Origin of the sequence: Ruminococcus flavefaciens ATCC 19208, from assembly GCF_000518765.1 — a bacterium.
In the GTDB taxonomy this organism is placed as follows: domain Bacteria; phylum Bacillota; class Clostridia; order Oscillospirales; family Ruminococcaceae; genus Ruminococcus; species Ruminococcus flavefaciens.
Genome location: NZ_KI912489.1, coordinates 232,469 through 249,011 on the forward strand (window position 1 = coordinate 232,469; position 16,543 = coordinate 249,011).

At 43.9% G+C, this 16,543-nt stretch carries 18 protein-coding genes; 16 read left to right on the top strand and 2 right to left on the bottom strand.

Features of this window, described 5'->3' with window-relative positions:
• Positions 1 to 9: 9 nt before the first annotated feature.
• Positions 10 to 1,392, bottom strand: a complete 1,383-nt coding sequence (locus tag L870_RS0107800; protein ID WP_028517672.1) for a glutamylcysteine synthetase — start codon at positions 1,390 to 1,392, stop codon at positions 10 to 12.
• 306 nt (positions 1,393 to 1,698) lie between these two features.
• On the opposite strand from L870_RS0107800, the gene L870_RS0107805 reads away from it, so the two are divergent.
• The 6 genes from L870_RS0107805 (at position 1,699) to L870_RS0107835 (ending at position 6,411) form a co-directional block, all read left to right on the top strand.
• Positions 1,699 to 2,454, top strand: coding sequence for a tRNA threonylcarbamoyladenosine dehydratase (locus L870_RS0107805; protein ID WP_028517673.1), 756 nt, complete (start codon positions 1,699 to 1,701; stop codon positions 2,452 to 2,454).
• Complete coding sequence (locus L870_RS17045) at positions 2,442 to 2,810, top strand: GNAT family N-acetyltransferase (RefSeq protein ID WP_341349465.1); 369 nt, start codon at positions 2,442 to 2,444, stop codon at positions 2,808 to 2,810. Before L870_RS0107805 ends, L870_RS17045 begins: the two co-directional genes overlap by 13 nt.
• A 1,172-nt stretch (positions 2,811 to 3,982) precedes the next feature.
• On the top strand, positions 3,983 to 4,399 hold the full coding sequence (locus L870_RS17050; RefSeq protein ID WP_051411469.1) for a metal-dependent transcriptional regulator: 417 nt from the start codon (positions 3,983 to 3,985) through the stop codon (positions 4,397 to 4,399).
• Between the two features lie 40 nt (positions 4,400 to 4,439).
• A complete protein-coding gene (locus L870_RS0107825; protein ID WP_028517675.1) occupies positions 4,440 to 4,697 on the top strand; it encodes an ATP-binding cassette domain-containing protein in 258 nt (85 codons plus the stop codon).
• A gap of 63 nt (positions 4,698 to 4,760) precedes the next feature.
• The gene (locus tag L870_RS0107830; protein WP_028517676.1) at positions 4,761 to 5,558 is read left to right on the top strand and encodes a class I SAM-dependent methyltransferase; all 798 of its coding nucleotides are present in this window, start codon (positions 4,761 to 4,763) and stop codon (positions 5,556 to 5,558) included.
• 70 nt (positions 5,559 to 5,628) lie between these two features.
• Entirely contained in the window at positions 5,629 to 6,411 is a 783-nt protein-coding gene (locus L870_RS0107835; protein ID WP_028517677.1) for a ZIP family metal transporter, read from the top strand.
• Positions 6,412 to 6,475: 64 nt separating this feature from the next.
• On the opposite strand, the gene eno is transcribed toward L870_RS0107835, so the two are convergent.
• Positions 6,476 to 7,774 carry a phosphopyruvate hydratase gene (gene eno, locus L870_RS0107840; protein ID WP_028517678.1) on the bottom strand — a complete coding sequence of 433 codons (1,299 nt, stop codon included), beginning with the start codon at positions 7,772 to 7,774 and terminating at the stop codon, positions 6,476 to 6,478.
• Between the two features lie 441 nt (positions 7,775 to 8,215).
• Here eno and L870_RS0107845 point away from each other — a divergent pair, with 441 nt between their 5' ends.
• The 10 genes from L870_RS0107845 (at position 8,216) to L870_RS19490 (ending at position 16,471) form a co-directional block, all read left to right on the top strand.
• The gene (locus L870_RS0107845; RefSeq protein ID WP_028517679.1) at positions 8,216 to 8,428 is read left to right on the top strand and encodes a FeoA family protein; all 213 of its coding nucleotides are present in this window, start codon (positions 8,216 to 8,218) and stop codon (positions 8,426 to 8,428) included.
• Positions 8,429 to 8,442: 14 nt separating this feature from the next.
• The gene (locus L870_RS0107850; RefSeq protein ID WP_028517680.1) at positions 8,443 to 8,664 is read left to right on the top strand and encodes a FeoA family protein; all 222 of its coding nucleotides are present in this window, start codon (positions 8,443 to 8,445) and stop codon (positions 8,662 to 8,664) included.
• A 74-nt stretch (positions 8,665 to 8,738) separates the two neighbouring features.
• The gene (gene feoB, locus L870_RS0107855; protein WP_028517681.1) at positions 8,739 to 11,150 is read left to right on the top strand and encodes a ferrous iron transport protein B; all 2,412 of its coding nucleotides are present in this window, start codon (positions 8,739 to 8,741) and stop codon (positions 11,148 to 11,150) included.
• Positions 11,151 to 11,162: 12 nt separating this feature from the next.
• Positions 11,163 to 11,333: a FeoB-associated Cys-rich membrane protein gene (locus tag L870_RS18985; RefSeq protein ID WP_080676388.1), complete on the top strand. Its 171-nt coding sequence runs from the start codon at positions 11,163 to 11,165 to the stop codon at positions 11,331 to 11,333.
• A 75-nt stretch (positions 11,334 to 11,408) separates the two neighbouring features.
• On the top strand, positions 11,409 to 11,708 hold the full coding sequence (locus L870_RS0107865) for a DUF2325 domain-containing protein (RefSeq protein WP_019680047.1): 300 nt from the start codon (positions 11,409 to 11,411) through the stop codon (positions 11,706 to 11,708).
• On the top strand, positions 11,695 to 12,258 hold the full coding sequence (locus L870_RS0107870; RefSeq protein ID WP_028517682.1) for a DUF3793 family protein: 564 nt from the start codon (positions 11,695 to 11,697) through the stop codon (positions 12,256 to 12,258). The genes L870_RS0107865 and L870_RS0107870 overlap by 14 nt, the downstream gene beginning before the upstream one ends.
• 13 nt (positions 12,259 to 12,271) lie before the next feature.
• Complete coding sequence (locus L870_RS0107875) at positions 12,272 to 12,676, top strand: flavodoxin (protein WP_028517683.1); 405 nt, start codon at positions 12,272 to 12,274, stop codon at positions 12,674 to 12,676.
• Positions 12,677 to 12,688: 12 nt separating this feature from the next.
• On the top strand, positions 12,689 to 14,212 hold the full coding sequence (locus L870_RS0107880) for a hemoblobin-interacting domain-containing protein (RefSeq protein WP_028517684.1): 1,524 nt from the start codon (positions 12,689 to 12,691) through the stop codon (positions 14,210 to 14,212).
• 71 nt (positions 14,213 to 14,283) lie between these two features.
• Complete coding sequence (locus L870_RS0107885; protein WP_028517685.1) at positions 14,284 to 15,639, top strand: FMN-binding protein; 1,356 nt, start codon at positions 14,284 to 14,286, stop codon at positions 15,637 to 15,639.
• 325 nt (positions 15,640 to 15,964) lie between these two features.
• The gene (locus L870_RS19490) at positions 15,965 to 16,471 is read left to right on the top strand and encodes a helix-turn-helix domain-containing protein (RefSeq protein WP_207637715.1); all 507 of its coding nucleotides are present in this window, start codon (positions 15,965 to 15,967) and stop codon (positions 16,469 to 16,471) included.
• Positions 16,472 to 16,543: the final 72 nt, after the last annotated feature.

A 16,543-nucleotide genomic window follows, 5' to 3' on the forward strand; every position in this document is an offset into this window, starting at 1 on the left:
TTTTTTACCTCATATCGCAGCGTACCGCTCAATATAATTTGTTATGGGTGTACCTTTTGAAATTCCGTCAAGCATTGTTTTTGCAGGATTTGTGTGTCTTTCTGCTCTTTCATACAGCGGCGAAAGGAGAACTTCTTCGCCGAGGCTGCGTTTTTTCAGTCCGAGGGCTGCAATGTCGAGTATATTGATAAGCTGCTGCTCGACAGCTCCTGCGTCAAGAAAATCAGGCAGTTTACGTTTTGAAAGCAGCTTTTGCAATTCAAGAGCACTGAAACCATGAGAATATATAACGTGGTCATTTTCGAGCAGTTCTTTCAGTTCATACAGTTTTTCTTTCAGACCTGTATGGAAAGCCGCAACGGTAAGTGCTTCCGACAAGGGCTGGCAGCATGAGCTGCGGTATTCGATAGTACCTCTGAAAGTAAGGTCCTCGAACTTGAATGTGCGAAGATGGTCTATATCCGTACTCTCAGGAGAAAACAACATTTTGCGGTAGCATTCACCGTCAAAGTATTCGCCTTCGATATTGTTTTTTGAGAAGTATTCATCAATGGTCACGGGAGTGAAATCCACATATTTACCGTCACGCATAGTGCAGTAAATAGATTGTGTTCCTATGTAGTCGATAAGCTCGTCAACGCTTGATATCTTCTGTGCGAACATTCCCACATTATGAGGATTGTAGCCCTGCATACTGTGCTCCCAGAGCATATTTCTCACGCACAGGAACTGGGGATAATCGGGAAGATAGGAGTTGGCAAAAAGCAGCGCCTTATACGGTTCGAGCAGTCCGAAAACATTGATAACGTCAGTGAGATCGTCATATCTAACATCAAGCTGCACCTGAGAAGCACTGGTGAAAGTGCCGAAATCAGGGCGCTCATGAAAACGAATTTCCACCTCATTCATATGCTGAGGATAAGAGTGGAGATAGTGGTAAAGCATACGGTAGCGTTCGTTTTGTATAGGCTTATTGTGGTTTATATCAGCATTGGGATTTACGCCCATACCTGTTAGTGTATAGTTATGCTTTGCGAATTCCAAGTTGAGGAATTTGCCGTATTTCTCAAAACGCTCTTTGACTTCAAAGAGACTTACTGCCTTGCCGAATGAAAGCTCAAGATTTGAATAGCAGCAGTCAAAGGAAAGAATATCACCTGTGGGAGAGTGTTTTGAAGACGTAAGGCTCCCGTTTGAATCATGTCCTTCGGGAGTAAAGCCGAAATGCTCAGTGAATTTTTCTGCAACGCTTATCGAAACTGCCTCATCAACAGGCTTGCCATTCAGATTTATCACAGGCATTTCTATTTCAACGCCTATATAGTCGGGACGCTTCTTTTTTGTGGGCGCGATGTATTTCTCATATATCGCATTGCGAATTGTATCTTTCATATCATACCTCCGATAATAAAAATAGAGACATACCTGTCTCTCCTGCTAAGATATTCATAGGTATGGAAAAAGACTATGATTCAGCAAGCATGGAGAGAAATGTCATACATTTACATATATTGATCATGTCAAAACGATATAGCATAACAAACACCTCCAAATAATACATACTGAATGACTATATATAATATATCATGATATACATATTTTGTCAATAGGATTTATATGAATTTATTATTGACAAGTATGATAGCATGATATATAATCATACTATATATTGTTATAATATGAAAAGAGAGGAATATAATGCTTAATCAGTTTTCAAGGACACAGCTTCTTATAGGAGCTGATGCTATAAAAAAGCTCTCGGAGTCGAGAGTTGCGGTATTTGGTATAGGCGGCGTAGGCGGTTATGTATGTGAAGCTCTTGTCAGGAGCGGCATAGGTCATTTCGACCTTATCGACGACGACAAGGTCTGTTTGACTAATCTTAACCGCCAGATACTTGCTACAAGAAAAACTGTCGGGAAATACAAGGCTGAGGTCATGGCTGAACGTATGCAGGAGATAAATCCCGAAGCGGATATACGCATACACAAATGCTTCTTTCTGCCTGAAAATGCTGATGATTTCCCCTTTGACAAATACGATTATGTCATCGACGCAGTTGATACGGTAACGGCAAAGCTGGAGCTCATTATGCGCTGTAAAGAAAAGAATGTACCTGTGATAAGCGCAATGGGCGCAGGCAATAAACTTGACGCAGGACGTATGAAAATAGCGGATATTTACGAGACACAGGTTTGTCCCCTTGCCCGTGTAATGCGTCATGAGCTTAGAAAACGTGGTGTTAAGAAGCTGAAAGTGGTTTACTCCGACGAGCAGCCTATACGTCCTCTTGAAGATATGTCCATAAGCTGCCGCAGTCACTGCATCTGTCCTCCCGGAGCACAGCATAAATGTACGGAGCGCCGTGATATTCCCGGAAGTACTGCTTTTGTTCCTGCTGTAGCAGGTCTGCTTATCGCAGGAGAAGTAGTGAGGGATATATGCAGGGTATGATAAGACACGCAAACATAAACGATCTTGATGCTGTAACAGAATTAGAGAGCCGTTGCTTTCCCGTATCGGAAGCCGCAGACAGAAGAGCTTTTGAACTCAGACTGCGGAATTATCCTGAATGCTTCTGGGTAACAGAAAAGGACAGACAGATAATATGCATGATAAACGGAATGACTACCGATAGAATAGACCTGTGTGATGAAATGTATGAAGGTACCGAATCGTATGCTCCCGACGGGAAATGGCTGATGCTTTTCGGAGTTGCAGTAATTCCTGAATATCAGCATAAAGGTCTTGCTTCACAGCTTATGGAATATGTTATTGAAGAGACAAAAAACAGAAGCGCTGCGGTATAGTTCTCACCTGCAAAGAAGAACTTATCCAGTTTTATGAGAAGTTCGGATATGTAAATGAGGGCATTTCGGATTCAGTACACGGAAACGCTGTATGGTATCAGATGCGGCTTAAATTCTGATATAGCCTACGGCTATTACCTGCAATGAGTTTTTGGGATTGGACAACCGGCTTTTTCAGTGCTATAATAAAGTCATACCAAACGAAAGGAGCGGGAAGAATGGACAACAGAATATCCTATGTGCTGGTAATGCTTCGCTCTATCGTCAGGGGGACAGACCGAATGCGCAGCACAGGACGATGTTACATTGACAAACAAGAATTTGCTGAAAACCATTAAGTGTATAACCTCCTAAAAAATGCATTTAAATGAATGACCTGCAGCTTCTTCGGTAACGGAGAAGCTGTTTTTGTACAAAAAATATGTGCCATAAAAAATATAAAAAGGTGTTAGTTATGATATTGAAAAGTTCCATCAGCTTTTTCAGAAAAGCGTTTGAAAGTAATATGTATTCCATTAGTACAGAAACAGGGAAAGTGGTATTTGATCCCCAAACAGTTTCTGATGAAAGTATCGTAACTGATGTCGAAAAGGAAAATTAATGAACCCCGTCCGAACTTTTAATTAGGTTTGGGCGGGCTTTTATGACTATAACGATGTGTATTAATGAAGACAATGATGAATCAAAATTGCTAAATCCCCCATAATATCGCAGATTATTTGGATTTGGTAAAACCACAGAATGGAGGTGTGCCTGTTCATAATGAGCAGGTCGTCCGTTCGAGTCCCGTCATAAGCTCCAGCGGGGAGCCCCCGCAGGCATATTCGCGTCTCGGTAAATCCGGGACGTGAATTTTTTTCCGCGCATGAAGCGGTATCTGAATCGTAACACATACACAAACAAATAGTTTAATCACGCAGTTTATTGACTGTGTGGTTATTTTTATATGATAGTTTTTCTGAAAAATGTCACTTTGGTTCTTATGCAATAAAAAATCGGCAGCAATCAGAGAGCATCATCTATCTGTGAAAAGTCTTCGACATTACTTCATAAGTTTTTTATAATGAATATTGACAAAATGGTTTATCTATGATATAATTAAACATAAACGTTATCGTGTACTAACAAATGATTTTTAAATGTAATACAAATTGTTCAAAGGAAGTGCTTGAATGCTCGGAAAAGAAAAAACTGAAAATTATCTCAGAACTATTCTGAAAATTCAGGAAGCGTACGGCAGTGCAAGAGGCATTGATATCGTCGGGGAACTTGGGGTTTCAAAACCAACAGTAAGTATTGCTGTGCATGAGCTTGAAAAAGAAGGATATATCGAATGTATCAATAGCTATAATATAATTCTTACAAGAAAAGGTTTAGAGCTGGCTAAAAAAATAAAAGGAAGGTATTATTTTTTCCTTATGATGCTCCGATATCTGGGAGTCAGAGAAGAAAACGCTAAAACCGATGCTTGTAAAATGGAGCACAGTATGGGTGATGAGTCATACGAAGCGCTTTTGGATTTCTTTCTTCATAATCACCCTGAGATAGTATCACAAGAGAATAGCGGGTTAAAGGAATTATTTTTTTGACGCAAAGTTTGTGTAACCTAACTAAATGAGGGGATAAATTATGAATACAGCAGAATTTAAAGATGCAGTAAAGATCTATGGTAAAGGCGAAGGAAAACAGGTTGCAGTTGACCATGTGAGCTTTACTATAGAAAAAGGAGAATTTGTGGTCATACTCGGACAGTCAGGTGAAGGGAGATCAACCGTGCTGAATATGCTTGGCGGTATTGACGTTCCAACAGAGGGCAAGGTCATTGTTGGCGGTAAGGAAATATCATCTTATAATGTCAGACGGCTTTCGGAGTATCGCGCAGAATAAAGAGGATAGATATGGTTGAAGTGCTGAAAGGCATGGAATAAACTTAAAAAAGGAGTATTTATTATGGAACTTAAATTAGGCGATGTACAGACGACTGCACTTATTCCCCTTGCAGTCAAGGCAAATGAGACACTTCGGAAAAATGCCCGCATCAAGGATAAAAAGGCTGTCGAAATAATCAGAGAGTTGAAAATAGATACATCACAGTATGACAAATTCATGTCCCACGAGGGCGTTGTTGCAAGAACGATCATGCTTGACCGTCAGCTAAAAGGGATAATTCAGAACGCTCCTGATACGGTAATTGTAAATGTGGGCGCAGGCTTTGATGATCGCTTTTCCAGAATGGATAATGGCAAAATTCTATGGTTCGATCTTGATCTGCCAGATGCCATTGCCGCAAGAAAAAAGGCATTTCCCGAACGTGACCGTGTAACCATGATCGAAGGCAGTGCCTTGGAGGATAACTGGTGCGGACAGGTGAAGGAAGCACTCATAGGAAGAAAAGCGAAGCCTGTATTCATCGCTGAGGGACTGTTCATGTATCTGACCCTTGATCAGATACGCACATTTCTGGAAGTGCTGAAAAACAACTTCCCTGACGGCGGTACTCTTATTGCAGAACAGAACTGCAAGATGATGCAGAAGAACGAAAAGCATCATGATACCGTGAAAAATACCAATGCACACTTTATGTCGGGGACGGATTCGGGACAGGAAATTGCCGATCTGGTGGACGGTTTTCGGCTTGTGGAAGAACACAGCTTCAATGAAGAGATGAAAAAGTACAGTATCCGTGCGAAGATATTTGCATTGCTGCTGCCGAAAATGAACGATCGCTGGGCGACTATCAGATGGTAATTTTATTCTGAAATCGTTATAATACTGCATATCTTGATTCAGGCAAAGCGTTTGCAGAAAGGAATTGTATATGCAAAAAGAAATCATAACAGGATTGCAGCTGCCGTTTATAGGTACAGCTGCAGGCTCAGCCTGTGTGTTTTTTATGAAGCACAGCCTGAGCAAACAAATACAGCGTGCATTGACAGGTTTTGCAGCAGGAGTTATGACCGCTGCCTCAATATGGAGCCTTATCATACCTGCAATGGATATGTCTGACGATAAGGGAAAGCTTGCTTTTATACCTGCGGTTATAGGATTCTGGTGCGGTATCCTGTTTTTGTTGTTGCTCGATACCGTAATACCACATCTGCACATGAATGCAGAAAAAGCAGAGGGCGTTCAGTCAAGTCTGGCGAGAACCACAATGATGGTTCTTGCGGTAACTCTCCATAATATTCCCGAAGGAATGGCAGTGGGCATAGTATATGCAGGATTTCTGTCAGGATCAGCCGAGATGTCGGCAGGTGACGCTTTTGCACTGGCACTGGGAATAGCTATACAGAATTTTCCGGAGGGAGCTATAATTTCCATGCCGCTTTATGCGGAGGGAAAAACCAAGAGTAAAGCATTTGCAGGCGGCGTTTCTTCAGGAGTAGTTGAACCCATAGGTGCAGCTCTTACGATACTGTTCGCAGGACTGTTTCTGCCTGCAATGCCATATTTACTGAGCTTTGCAGCAGGGGCTATGATCTACGTGGTCGTTGAAGAGATGATACCCGAAATGTCAGAGGGTGAACATTCAAACATTGGAGTTATCTTGTTTTCAGTCGGATTTACACTGATGATGATACTCGATGTTGCACTCGGATAAAAAATAAACTCGCCTGTACCTAAAAGTACAGGCGAGTTTTTGGTAAAAGAAAGGTTCATCCGGATTACTTTTTAACGTTGAATGCTCCCATTTGCGGATAGCAGGCGGAAGCGCCTAACTGCTCCTCTATGCGGAGAAGCTGATTGTATTTTGCAACACGCTCTGAACGTGATGGAGCTCCTGTCTTTATCTGACAAGTGTTAAGTGCAACTGCAAGATCGGCGATAGTGGTGTCGGCAGTCTCGCCGGAACGGTGTGAGGATATAGCTGTGTATCCTGCCTTATGAGCCATTTTTATAGCTTCAAGAGTCTCGGAAACAGAGCCGATCTGATTGAGCTTGATGAGTATGGAGTTGCCTGCGCCGAGAGAGATACCCTTTGCAAGACGCTCGGTGTTTGTAACAAAAAGGTCATCACCAACAAGCTGAACCTTGTGACCGATCTTAGCGGTCATCTTCTGCCAGCCTTCCCAGTCCTCCTCGTCGAGACCGTCCTCAATGGAGATTATTGGGTACTTGTCAACAAGTGCTTCCCAGTGAGCGATAAGCTCATCTGAAGTGAATTCTTTTCCCGACTTTGGCTGCTTGTAGAAGCCCTTGCCTTTTTCGCTCTTCCACTCGGAGGAAGCAGCGTCCATAGCTATCATGAAGTCCTTACCCGGCTCAAAGCCTGCTGTTTTTACAGCTTCGAGTATCTTTTCGATAGCTTCCTCGTCACTTGTGAGCTTGTTGGGAGCAAAGCCGCCCTCGTCGCCTACAGCGGTAACGTCTCCCATATCCTTGAGCAGCTTTTTCAGCGCATGGAATACTTCGGCGCACCAACGGAGAGCCTCCTTGAATGTGGGAGCTCCAACAGGCATTATCATGAATTCCTGAGTATCAACAGCGCTGTCAGCGTGAGCTCCGCCGTTGAGAATATTCATCATCGGTACGGGGAGCTTAGTGCCCTGAATACCGCCGAGGAAACGATAAAGTGGAATGTCAAGAGAAGTTGCAGCTGCTCTTGCACAGGCAATAGAAACAGCAAGGATAGCGTTTGCGCCCAGCTTTGACTTGTCTTTAGTGCCGTCAGCCTTTATCATAGCCGCGTCAATAGCGTAAATGTCGGAAGCGTCCATACCTGTGATAGTCTCGGCAATAACAGTGTTGATGTTTTCAACTGCCTTTGTTACGCCCTTTCCGAGGTAACGCTCACCGCCGTCACGAAGCTCAAGAGCTTCAAATTCACCTGTTGATGCGCCGCTTGGAGCAGTTCCTCTTGCAATGGTTCCGTCAGCGAGAGTTATCTCGGCTTCAACGGTAGGATTTCCTCGTGAGTCCAGTATCTCGCGTCCAACGACCTTTTCAATTTCTAAATAGTCCATATTATTTCTCCTGTTTTGATATATTTAATGTGGTATGCTTGCCTTTAAATATATTGATAGATTGCAGTAAAGGTGAGCATCAACATTATTGACGGTGCAGGCTCTTTGCATACGGTGATATTCGCACATTATCACTTTAACCCTGAAAGGAGCCTGCTATAATGATTTATTGTGTTAGAAGCAACTAACAATAAAATTATAACATTGCTCGGATTTGATGTCAATTATCTTGAATGAAATTTGTGTCTACTAACAAAATGATATATTAGTATGTGATAACAATATGTTATTGTATACAAACTTCAATGATTTATCATTTCAAATCATTGACAAATCAAATTTGAGGTGATATTATTTATATGTTATAAAGAGCTAACGAAATAACTTTAATATCACACTAATACATTATCATAAAAATATATGAATTGGAAGGGTGAGAAAATGATGCCGCTTAGTTTAGCAGAGCCTGAAAAGGAACTGACTATCAAGAAACTGGGAGGAAGTCCCGAGATACGTCAGCACCTTGAAAATCTCGGATTTACCGTGGGCGGAACAGTAACGCTCATAAATGTGCTGGGCGAAAATGTCATCGTTAAGGTAAAGGAGTCACGTGTCGCCATTGGTGCGGATATGGCGCGAAGAATAATGGTCTGATAGGAGTGAGTATAATGAAAACGCTTAGAGAAACAGCTGTAGGTTCAACAGCAAAGGTGAAGAAGCTCCACGGAGAGGGCGCTATAAAGCGCCGTATAATGGATATGGGACTTACAAAGGGTACGGAGGTATTTATCCGTAAGGTAGCACCTCTCGGCGATCCGATTGAAATAAAGGTTCGCGGCTATGAGCTTTCATTGCGTAAGGCAGACGCCGAGCTTATCGAGGTCGAATGATAAGGGAAAGGACTTTTCGGTCCTTATGTTTTTGATATAATGTTGGCCATAAATAACTTGAAAGGAAGATATAAATGGAACTGCGAATAGCACTTGCAGGCAACCCGAATGCAGGTAAGACCACCCTGTTCAATGCACTGACGGGTTCAAACCAGTTCGTTGGCAACTGGCCCGGAGTTACTGTTGAGAAGAAGGAGGGAAAGCTGAAAAAGCACAGTGATGTCATCATCACCGACCTGCCCGGAATATACTCATTATCGCCCTACACTCTTGAAGAAGTCGTTGCAAGAAACTACCTTATCGAAACCAGACCTGACGCTATACTCAATATCATAGACGGCACAAACCTTGAAAGAAATCTCTACCTCACAACGCAGCTCGTTGAGCTTGGAATACCTGTTGTCCTTGCGATAAATATGATGGACGTGGTGAAGAAAAACGGCGACAAGATAAACATTCCTCAGCTATCAAAGCAGCTGGGATGTCAGATAGTCGAAATATCCGCGTTGAAAGGCACCGGAGTTGATGAAGCTGCGGAGGCAGCTATAAATGCTGCGAGAAACTCGAAAACTATACCACAGCATACATTCAGCGGACCTGTCGAACATGCTATTGCTCACATCGAAGAAGCTGTGCTTCACGATATGCCGGAGGAGCAGCAGCGCTGGTATGCTATAAAGGTATTCGAGCGTGACGAAAAAGTCCTTGAAAAGCTGAATATCTCCGAGAGTACAATGAAGCATATCGAAGAAGATATAGCAGCAGCGGAAAAGGAGCTTGACGACGACGCTGAGTCTATCATCACAAATGAGCGCTACATCTACATAGCTGATGTTATCAAGGCTTGCTACAGGAAGAAAAATGCAGGCAGCCTTACTGCTTCCGATAAGATAGACAAGGTAGTCACTAACCGTTGGCTGGGACTTCCTATCTTTGCGGTCATTATGACACTTGTATATCTCATTGCTATGAAAGGTCCGGGAGCATGGGCTACCGACTGGACTAACGATAATCTCTTCGGTGACGGCTTCCATCTGCTTGGTATCGGCTCGTCGGATTACAACGAAATTGCTGACGAATACGCAGGCGCACAGCAGATAATCGACGGCTATGATGCTTACGTTGAGGAAAACGGCACAGCTCCCGTTGGCGAGTTCACTTACTCTGTTGAGGATGAAGAAACTCTTGAAACAACAGACGAAACAGCAACTATCGAGGATTACAACGAAGCTCTTGCAACAGTAGAGCGTATCGGTGAAGAACCCGATCCTGCTGATTACGGTGTGTTCGTACCAAGTATCCCGGCTATAATAGAAAGCGGTCTTGACAAGGTTGGCGCAGCCGACTGGCTGAAAGGTCTTATCCTTGACGGTATCGTTGCAGGTGTGGGTGCTGTTCTCGGATTTGTACCGCAGATGTTAGTGCTGTTCTTCCTGCTTGCTTTCCTTGAGGCCTGCGGCTATATGGCACGTATTGCATTCGTGCTTGACCGTGTGTTCAGAAAGTTCGGCCTTTCGGGCAAGTCCTTCATTCCTATGCTTGTTGGCGTAGGCTGCGGCGTTCCCGGCATCATGGCTTCAAGAACTATCGAAAACGAGCGCGACAGACGTATGACGATCATCACTACAACTTTCATTCCCTGCGGTGCTAAGGTACCGTTTATTGCAATGATAGCAGGTGCTATTTTCGGCGGTTCACCGCTTATCTCGGTATCAGCTTACTTCATCGGTATGGCTGCTATAATCATATCGGGTATCATGCTGAAAAAGACCGCAATGTTCTCAGGAGAGCCTGCACCGTTCGTTATGGAGCTCCCTGCATACCATATGCCAACACTCAGCAATGTTCTCCGTTCAATGTGGGAGCGTGGCTGGTCATTCATCAAAAAGGCTGGCTCTATCATACTTATTTCCACTATCGTTGTGTGGTTCCTGTCACGCTTCGGAACAGTGGACGGCAGCTTCACGATGCTTGACGAGGATCAGCTTGACAGCTCGCTCCTTGCAGGCTTCGGCTCACTTATCGCTTGGATATTCTCGCCTCTGGGCTGGGGCAACTGGCAGGCAGCCGTTGCTTCTATCACAGGTCTTGTGGCTAAGGAAAATATCGTCGGAACAATGGGCGTTCTCTACGGCGGCGGAGACGGTACTGTATGGCAGACTCTTGCTTCAAAGTTCACAGCTATCACAGGCTTCTCGTTCCTTGTGTTCAATCTTCTTTGCGCACCGTGCTTCGCAGCTATCGGAGCTATCAAGCGTGAGATGAACAACGCGAAATGGACTGCATTTGCTATCATTTATCAGTGCGGATTTGCTTATGCTATCGCTCTTATGATAACTCAGTTCGGCGGACTCTTCACAGGCGAGTCGAATATTATAGGAGTTATCGCAGCAGCTATGATACTTGCATTCATGTGCTATATGCTCTTTGTTAAGAAGTATCACGAAGCTTCAAAGTTCAAGGGCGATGTAAAGGTAAAGGCGTAAAGGAGTGGTAATATGCTCGCATGGTTGGCTGAAAATCTCGGAACTATCATCGTATCGCTGATACTCATTGCAATAGTTTCAATTGTCATCGTAAAGATGGTAAAGGATAAGAAAAGCGGCAAGGGGTCTTGCGGCTGCGGCTGCGAGCACTGTGCAATGCACGGAAAATGCCATACAAAATAACAGTAACGGGGCGGTGCTGTCATCGCCCCATACAAAAACAAATGAGTTAGCATAAGCTAATAAAAAGGAGGAATTATGAGCATAGTTATCGTTGGCGGCAATGACCGCATGGCAACACGTTATCAGGATATCTGCAAATCATTCAATCACAAGTCCAAGGTCTTCACACAAATGCCTGCGGACTTCGAGAACAAGCTTGGTACTCCTGATCTTATGGTGGTTTTCACAGGGACCTGTTCCCATAAAATGCTTGGAGCTGTAAAGAAGAGCTCCGAGAAAAACGGAGTGCCCGTTGAGCACGTTCACAGCTCCAGCGTGAGTGCACTGAAACAGCTTCTTACTGATATCAAGGGTAGAAAATATGTCCGAAGTTGAACGCTTAAAGTTTGATAAAGATTTTGCCTTTCACGGCGCTCCTACGCTTCTGGGAGTAAAATGTGCCAACCTTATTTCTTTCGATATGTGCGAGGAAACTATTGCGGAGTATCTGCATGAGTTCAGGTACAGACTGTCCGAAAGCGGACTGAGCGCAGTACAGCTCTGCAAGTGCCGTGAACGCACACTTGTATACATATACAACCCGAAAATGCTGACCGCATGGCTGAGTATGCCGCAGGTCCGGCAATTCCTTTCAGAGTACGGCTATACCTGCGATATGAGCATTGAACAAAAGCTCCGCAGGCTATCATGCCGTATAAGCTGCGACAATTTCCCGCATGAGATAGGTGTATTTCTCGGCTATCCCATTGAAGATGTCAGAGGATTTATAGGTAACCACGGAAAAAACTGTCTGCTGTGCGGCTACTGGAAGGTATATGAAAACGCCGAAAAGGCACAACAGACATTCAAAAACTATGATCGCTGCAGGGAAACCCTGTTCGATAGATTAAATCACGGCATGAGTTTATATCAAGCCATAAAATAATAGGAGGTCTTTTATGAAAACAGCAGTAATTTATTGGAGCGGCACAGGCAATACCGAGGCTATGGCAAAAGCGGCAGCCGAGGGTGCAAATGCAGAGCTTTTCGCAGTATCGGAGTTCAAGGGCAATGTCGCTGACTATGACGCATTCGCTTTCGGATGCCCTGCAATGGGCGCAGAGGTGCTCGAAGAGGATGAGTTTGAGCCGTTCTTCACGGATATCGAGACATCACTCAGCGGCAAGAAGGTACTTCTTTTCGGATCATACGGTTGGGGCGACGGCGAGTGGATGCGTAACTGGTACGACCGTACAAAGGCAGCAGGCGCGGAGCTTATTGGCGACGAGGGCTTCATTGTTAACGAAGCAGCTTCCGACGATGACCTTGCAAAGCTGAAAGAGCTTGCTTCACAGCTTGCGTAAGGAGATACTGAAATGAAGAAATTTACATCAATTTTATGTGCCGCAGCCTGCTTTGCAGCTGCCGCAGTTCCCTTTACAGCAAACGCTGCTGACGGTGACAAGGTATACGGCACAATGAATATCCCATACGCTGATTTCTATGCAGCAGAGCTGAACAACAGCGTTCCTGTTGACGCAGTTTCTTCCGCGACCACAAACAAGTGGAAGGGCAATACTACAGGAAGTATGGGTGAGGACGGAAAGTGGCAAAGCGGCGGACTTGCAGCAGGCACTTTCAATACCGAGACTGAAAACGGCGGCGGAAAGATACTTGGTGTCATTTATCCTGTTGAGATAGCCAAGTCAGATCTTGACAAGCTCAGCGATAAAATGGGATTTACGGAGCTTTCAGAGAAGCCAAAGGCATACAAGCCTGTTACAGTAGAAAGCGGCAAGGCTTCTTTTGGAAAGCTTGTGGATGCAGACGGAGCTGAAACTCTCAGCGGTGAGATGACAGTATCAAGTCTTACAAGCTGGGGCGATTATCAGATAAACGTTAAGGGCATACCTGCCAACTGTGATATTTACGGTGTCATCGTAAAGACAAAAGAGGGTACTGACTACGGTATGCGAGCTCTTGAAAACATCTGGCGCAACGGACAGATAGCATGGGGCACAGGCATAAAGGAGAAAGAGCCTCACGGCAATACTTTGTCATCGGAACACTACAAGACATCTCAGGGACAGACTATCACTGACGTAACATTCATCACACTTAACGGCTACAGCACTCTTTCGGGACAGAACGGATATCTTCCCATAAAATTCGCCGACAGCCTTACAGTCGAGAGCGGCAAGTCGGGCAAGGGTTCTGTTACATTTGACAACTCTGCCGTTCCTGCTGATTATAAGGTAAAGGGAGAAGTGGCTGACGGATTTACAGTATCAGGAAATACTGTAAGCTACAGTAACGCACAGCCGGGTAGTTATACGCTTACTGTTTCCGATGAAAACGGCAAATATTCCGATGTAAGAGGAAGCTTCACACTTACAACTGACGCTATCCCTGTTAAGTATTCCGACGGAAAGCTTGTGGCTGCTGACGGAGCTTCATTGACAGATGCAGCGAACTACCTCAAAAATATCACATCTGTAACAGTTGGCGAAAAGAAGTATGCTACAGGCAGACGAGGTGTAACTGTCATCGACTCACAGACAGGTGAGGTAAAGCTTGACGCCAAGTCAGGAGAAGAAAATGTTTTCGATGGCTCCGGCAAGTACAAGCTCACAGTTGAAGCAACAGGATATGAGAAAAATTATGAATTCGAGATAAATGATCAGGCATCAGTAACAACAACAACTACTACCACAACATCAGCTAATACGACTTCAACATCAAAGACAACAGCAAAAGCAACAACTACTACAGCTAAAAAGACAACAACAGCTGCAAAGACGGACAGTCCTAAGACAGGCGTAAGCGGAGCAGCACTGCCTGTTACATTCCTTGCAATTGCAGGAGTATCTGCATTTGCATTCAGAAAAAAGAGATCCTGACAAACTCTCCAATAAATCATGACCTCTGCGGCTTATGCTGCGGAGGTCAGATACTGTAAAGAGGTATTTTTATGCTATTTCTTATATCATTGGCTTTTGCGCTTATAGTCGCGTTTATTCTTGACAAGCCGCTGAAAAAATGTCCTGCGGTATTCTATATCACGGCAGCAGTACTCACAGTTGCTTCTGTCATTGTCACGCAGTCCGACATGACGATCTCAAGCAGATTTGTCCGCGATTATGCTCTCGGAATATTCTCACGCGGAGCTCTCGGAACTGCATTCTGGGCAGTTGTTATGTGGGCAGGAGCGCTGCCCAACGGTTCAGCTCCCATAAAGAAGCTCATGCCCATACGCGGCGAATTATCCATAACTGCGGCGATACTTACGTTCTCGCACATCATCACATACGGTATGACGTACATCACAAATCTCATCAAGGGCAGAACAGGCTCAGATTTCGTTATAACGAGTATCGTATGTCTTGCAATGGTACTGATAATGACGCCTCTCACTGTGATGTCGTTCAAGAAGATACGCAAAAAGATGAACGCCAAAATATGGAAGAAGATACAGCGTCTTGCGTATATTTTCTATGCTCTTATCTACGTTCATATCCTTGTATTGTTCATACCAAAGGCTCAGAAGGGGAGAGAGGGCTATTTCCTTAGCGTACTTGTGTACAGCGCAGTTTTCATCGGCTATGCTGTAATGCGTATCAGAAAGTATTATATTGCCAATAAAAAGCCCGAAAAGAAGCTTTTACCAAATGCAGTATGTGCCTGCGCTTTTGCCTTGCCGTTTGCACTTGTAGGAGCTTTTTCATATGGTACGGGAACTAAGTCTGCGAAGCCGTCGTCTGATGTAAGTGAAAATGCGGCGACCTTTACATTTGCCCCTACCACAACAGCTGTTACCGAAGCAGCTGTAACTGCTGTCAGGGACGATAAAAAGACTTCCGAGACTACAGCAGTAACAGTTACAGACTCAAAAACTACAGCAACAGAGCCTGTAACTTCAAATAAAAAGGACGAAAAGCCCACATCTGCCGAGGAAGAAAAGCATGAGGAAAAGCAGGAAGAACAGGAGCATAATGATGAGCCTGCACAGGAGCAGCATGAAGAAGCTCCTGCTGCCGAGCCGCAGTCGAACTATAGATACCGAAACGGTGAATATGAGGGAGAAGCTGAGGGCTACGCAGGAAAGGTACACGTTAAGCTTACCATAGAAAACGACGCCATAACAAGTATTTCCGCATGGGCTGACGATGACGATCCCGAGTATTTCGGAGATGCAATGAATACTGTCATACCGCAGATAGGTGCAAAGGTCAGCGCCGACGGCATAGATGCTTGTTCGGGAGCAACTTATAGTTCAAACGGTATTATTGAGGCGGCAAAAAAAGCATTGGGACAGGCGATGAACTGACATGAAACGTGAGATACAACTATTTCCCGATATAAGGCTTATTTATGATACTATTCCTGACATTGCGGATAAAAATATTCTTGAAATAAGTTATTGCGTAAAAGGTGTCTGTGAGTATAAGATAGGCAACGAATACTATTACCTGACAAATAAAAGCTGTATAGTTTTACGTCATGATACAAAATCGGAATGTCAAACTTTTTGTTCACCTAATTATTGCGGAATTTCAATACTTATAGACTCTCGCTGCAATAGTACAGGTTTTGCCGATATACTGGATATTTCGGATGTAATAAAAAGCATACGATGTACTGAACGGTGTGTATTGACATCAGAGGAAAAAATACAAAAGCTTTTTTCTGACATATACAGCGAGAGCAGCGCTCCTAAAGCTTCAATGCTGAGAATAAAAACACTTGAACTGCTTATGCTGCTTAGTGAACATAAATCAGTAAGCCGCGAACAGCAGGAGCTTATAGTAAGAGTGGGTGCTTTTATATGTCGTAATATATCGGATCACTATACTATCTCAGAACTTTCGGAGATGTTCAATCTTAATCAGACTACGTTGAAAGAGCAGTTCAAGCAAACATTCGGCTGTCCTGTTTATTCCTATGTAAAAAAGAGAAAGATGTTCCGTGCAGCAGAGCTTATCAGCACTTCAGATATGCGTATAATAGATATTTCAGAGGAAGTGGGGTACTGCAATGCAAGCAAATTTTCAGGTGCATTCCGCGAAGTAATGGGAGTTAATCCCAAGTATTACCAAACGGAGCATAAAAACCTCTTTGCTCAGAAAAATCACTTTATATCTGAAAATTACGCGTATTAGTATCATATACCAACTTTTTTCTGTTCGGAGCGGAAAGAGCACGTTATATATGGTATTATAAATATAACGAAA

Coding starts and splice junctions, on each gene's coding strand:
- L870_RS17045 (WP_341349465.1), top strand. CDS start 2,442: ATGCAGGGTATGATAAGACACGCAAACATAAACGATCTTGATGCTGTA.
- L870_RS0107870 (WP_028517682.1), top strand. CDS start 11,695: ATGTCCGAAGTTGAACGCTTAAAGTTTGATAAAGATTTTGCCTTTCAC.
- L870_RS0107805 (WP_028517673.1), top strand. CDS start 1,699: ATGCTTAATCAGTTTTCAAGGACACAGCTTCTTATAGGAGCTGATGCT.
- L870_RS0107880 (WP_028517684.1), top strand. CDS start 12,689: ATGAAGAAATTTACATCAATTTTATGTGCCGCAGCCTGCTTTGCAGCT.
- L870_RS0107835 (WP_028517677.1), top strand. CDS start 5,629: ATGCAAAAAGAAATCATAACAGGATTGCAGCTGCCGTTTATAGGTACA.
- L870_RS0107825 (WP_028517675.1), top strand. CDS start 4,440: ATGAATACAGCAGAATTTAAAGATGCAGTAAAGATCTATGGTAAAGGC.
- L870_RS0107845 (WP_028517679.1), top strand. CDS start 8,216: ATGATGCCGCTTAGTTTAGCAGAGCCTGAAAAGGAACTGACTATCAAG.
- L870_RS0107875 (WP_028517683.1), top strand. CDS start 12,272: ATGAAAACAGCAGTAATTTATTGGAGCGGCACAGGCAATACCGAGGCT.
- L870_RS17050 (WP_051411469.1), top strand. CDS start 3,983: ATGCTCGGAAAAGAAAAAACTGAAAATTATCTCAGAACTATTCTGAAA.
- L870_RS18985 (WP_080676388.1), top strand. CDS start 11,163: ATGCTCGCATGGTTGGCTGAAAATCTCGGAACTATCATCGTATCGCTG.
- L870_RS0107800 (WP_028517672.1), bottom strand. CDS start 1,392: ATGAAAGATACAATTCGCAATGCGATATATGAGAAATACATCGCGCCC.
- eno (WP_028517678.1), bottom strand. CDS start 7,774: ATGGACTATTTAGAAATTGAAAAGGTCGTTGGACGCGAGATACTGGAC.
- L870_RS0107865 (WP_019680047.1), top strand. CDS start 11,409: ATGAGCATAGTTATCGTTGGCGGCAATGACCGCATGGCAACACGTTAT.
- L870_RS0107885 (WP_028517685.1), top strand. CDS start 14,284: ATGCTATTTCTTATATCATTGGCTTTTGCGCTTATAGTCGCGTTTATT.
- feoB (WP_028517681.1), top strand. CDS start 8,739: ATGGAACTGCGAATAGCACTTGCAGGCAACCCGAATGCAGGTAAGACC.
- L870_RS0107850 (WP_028517680.1), top strand. CDS start 8,443: ATGAAAACGCTTAGAGAAACAGCTGTAGGTTCAACAGCAAAGGTGAAG.
- L870_RS0107830 (WP_028517676.1), top strand. CDS start 4,761: ATGGAACTTAAATTAGGCGATGTACAGACGACTGCACTTATTCCCCTT.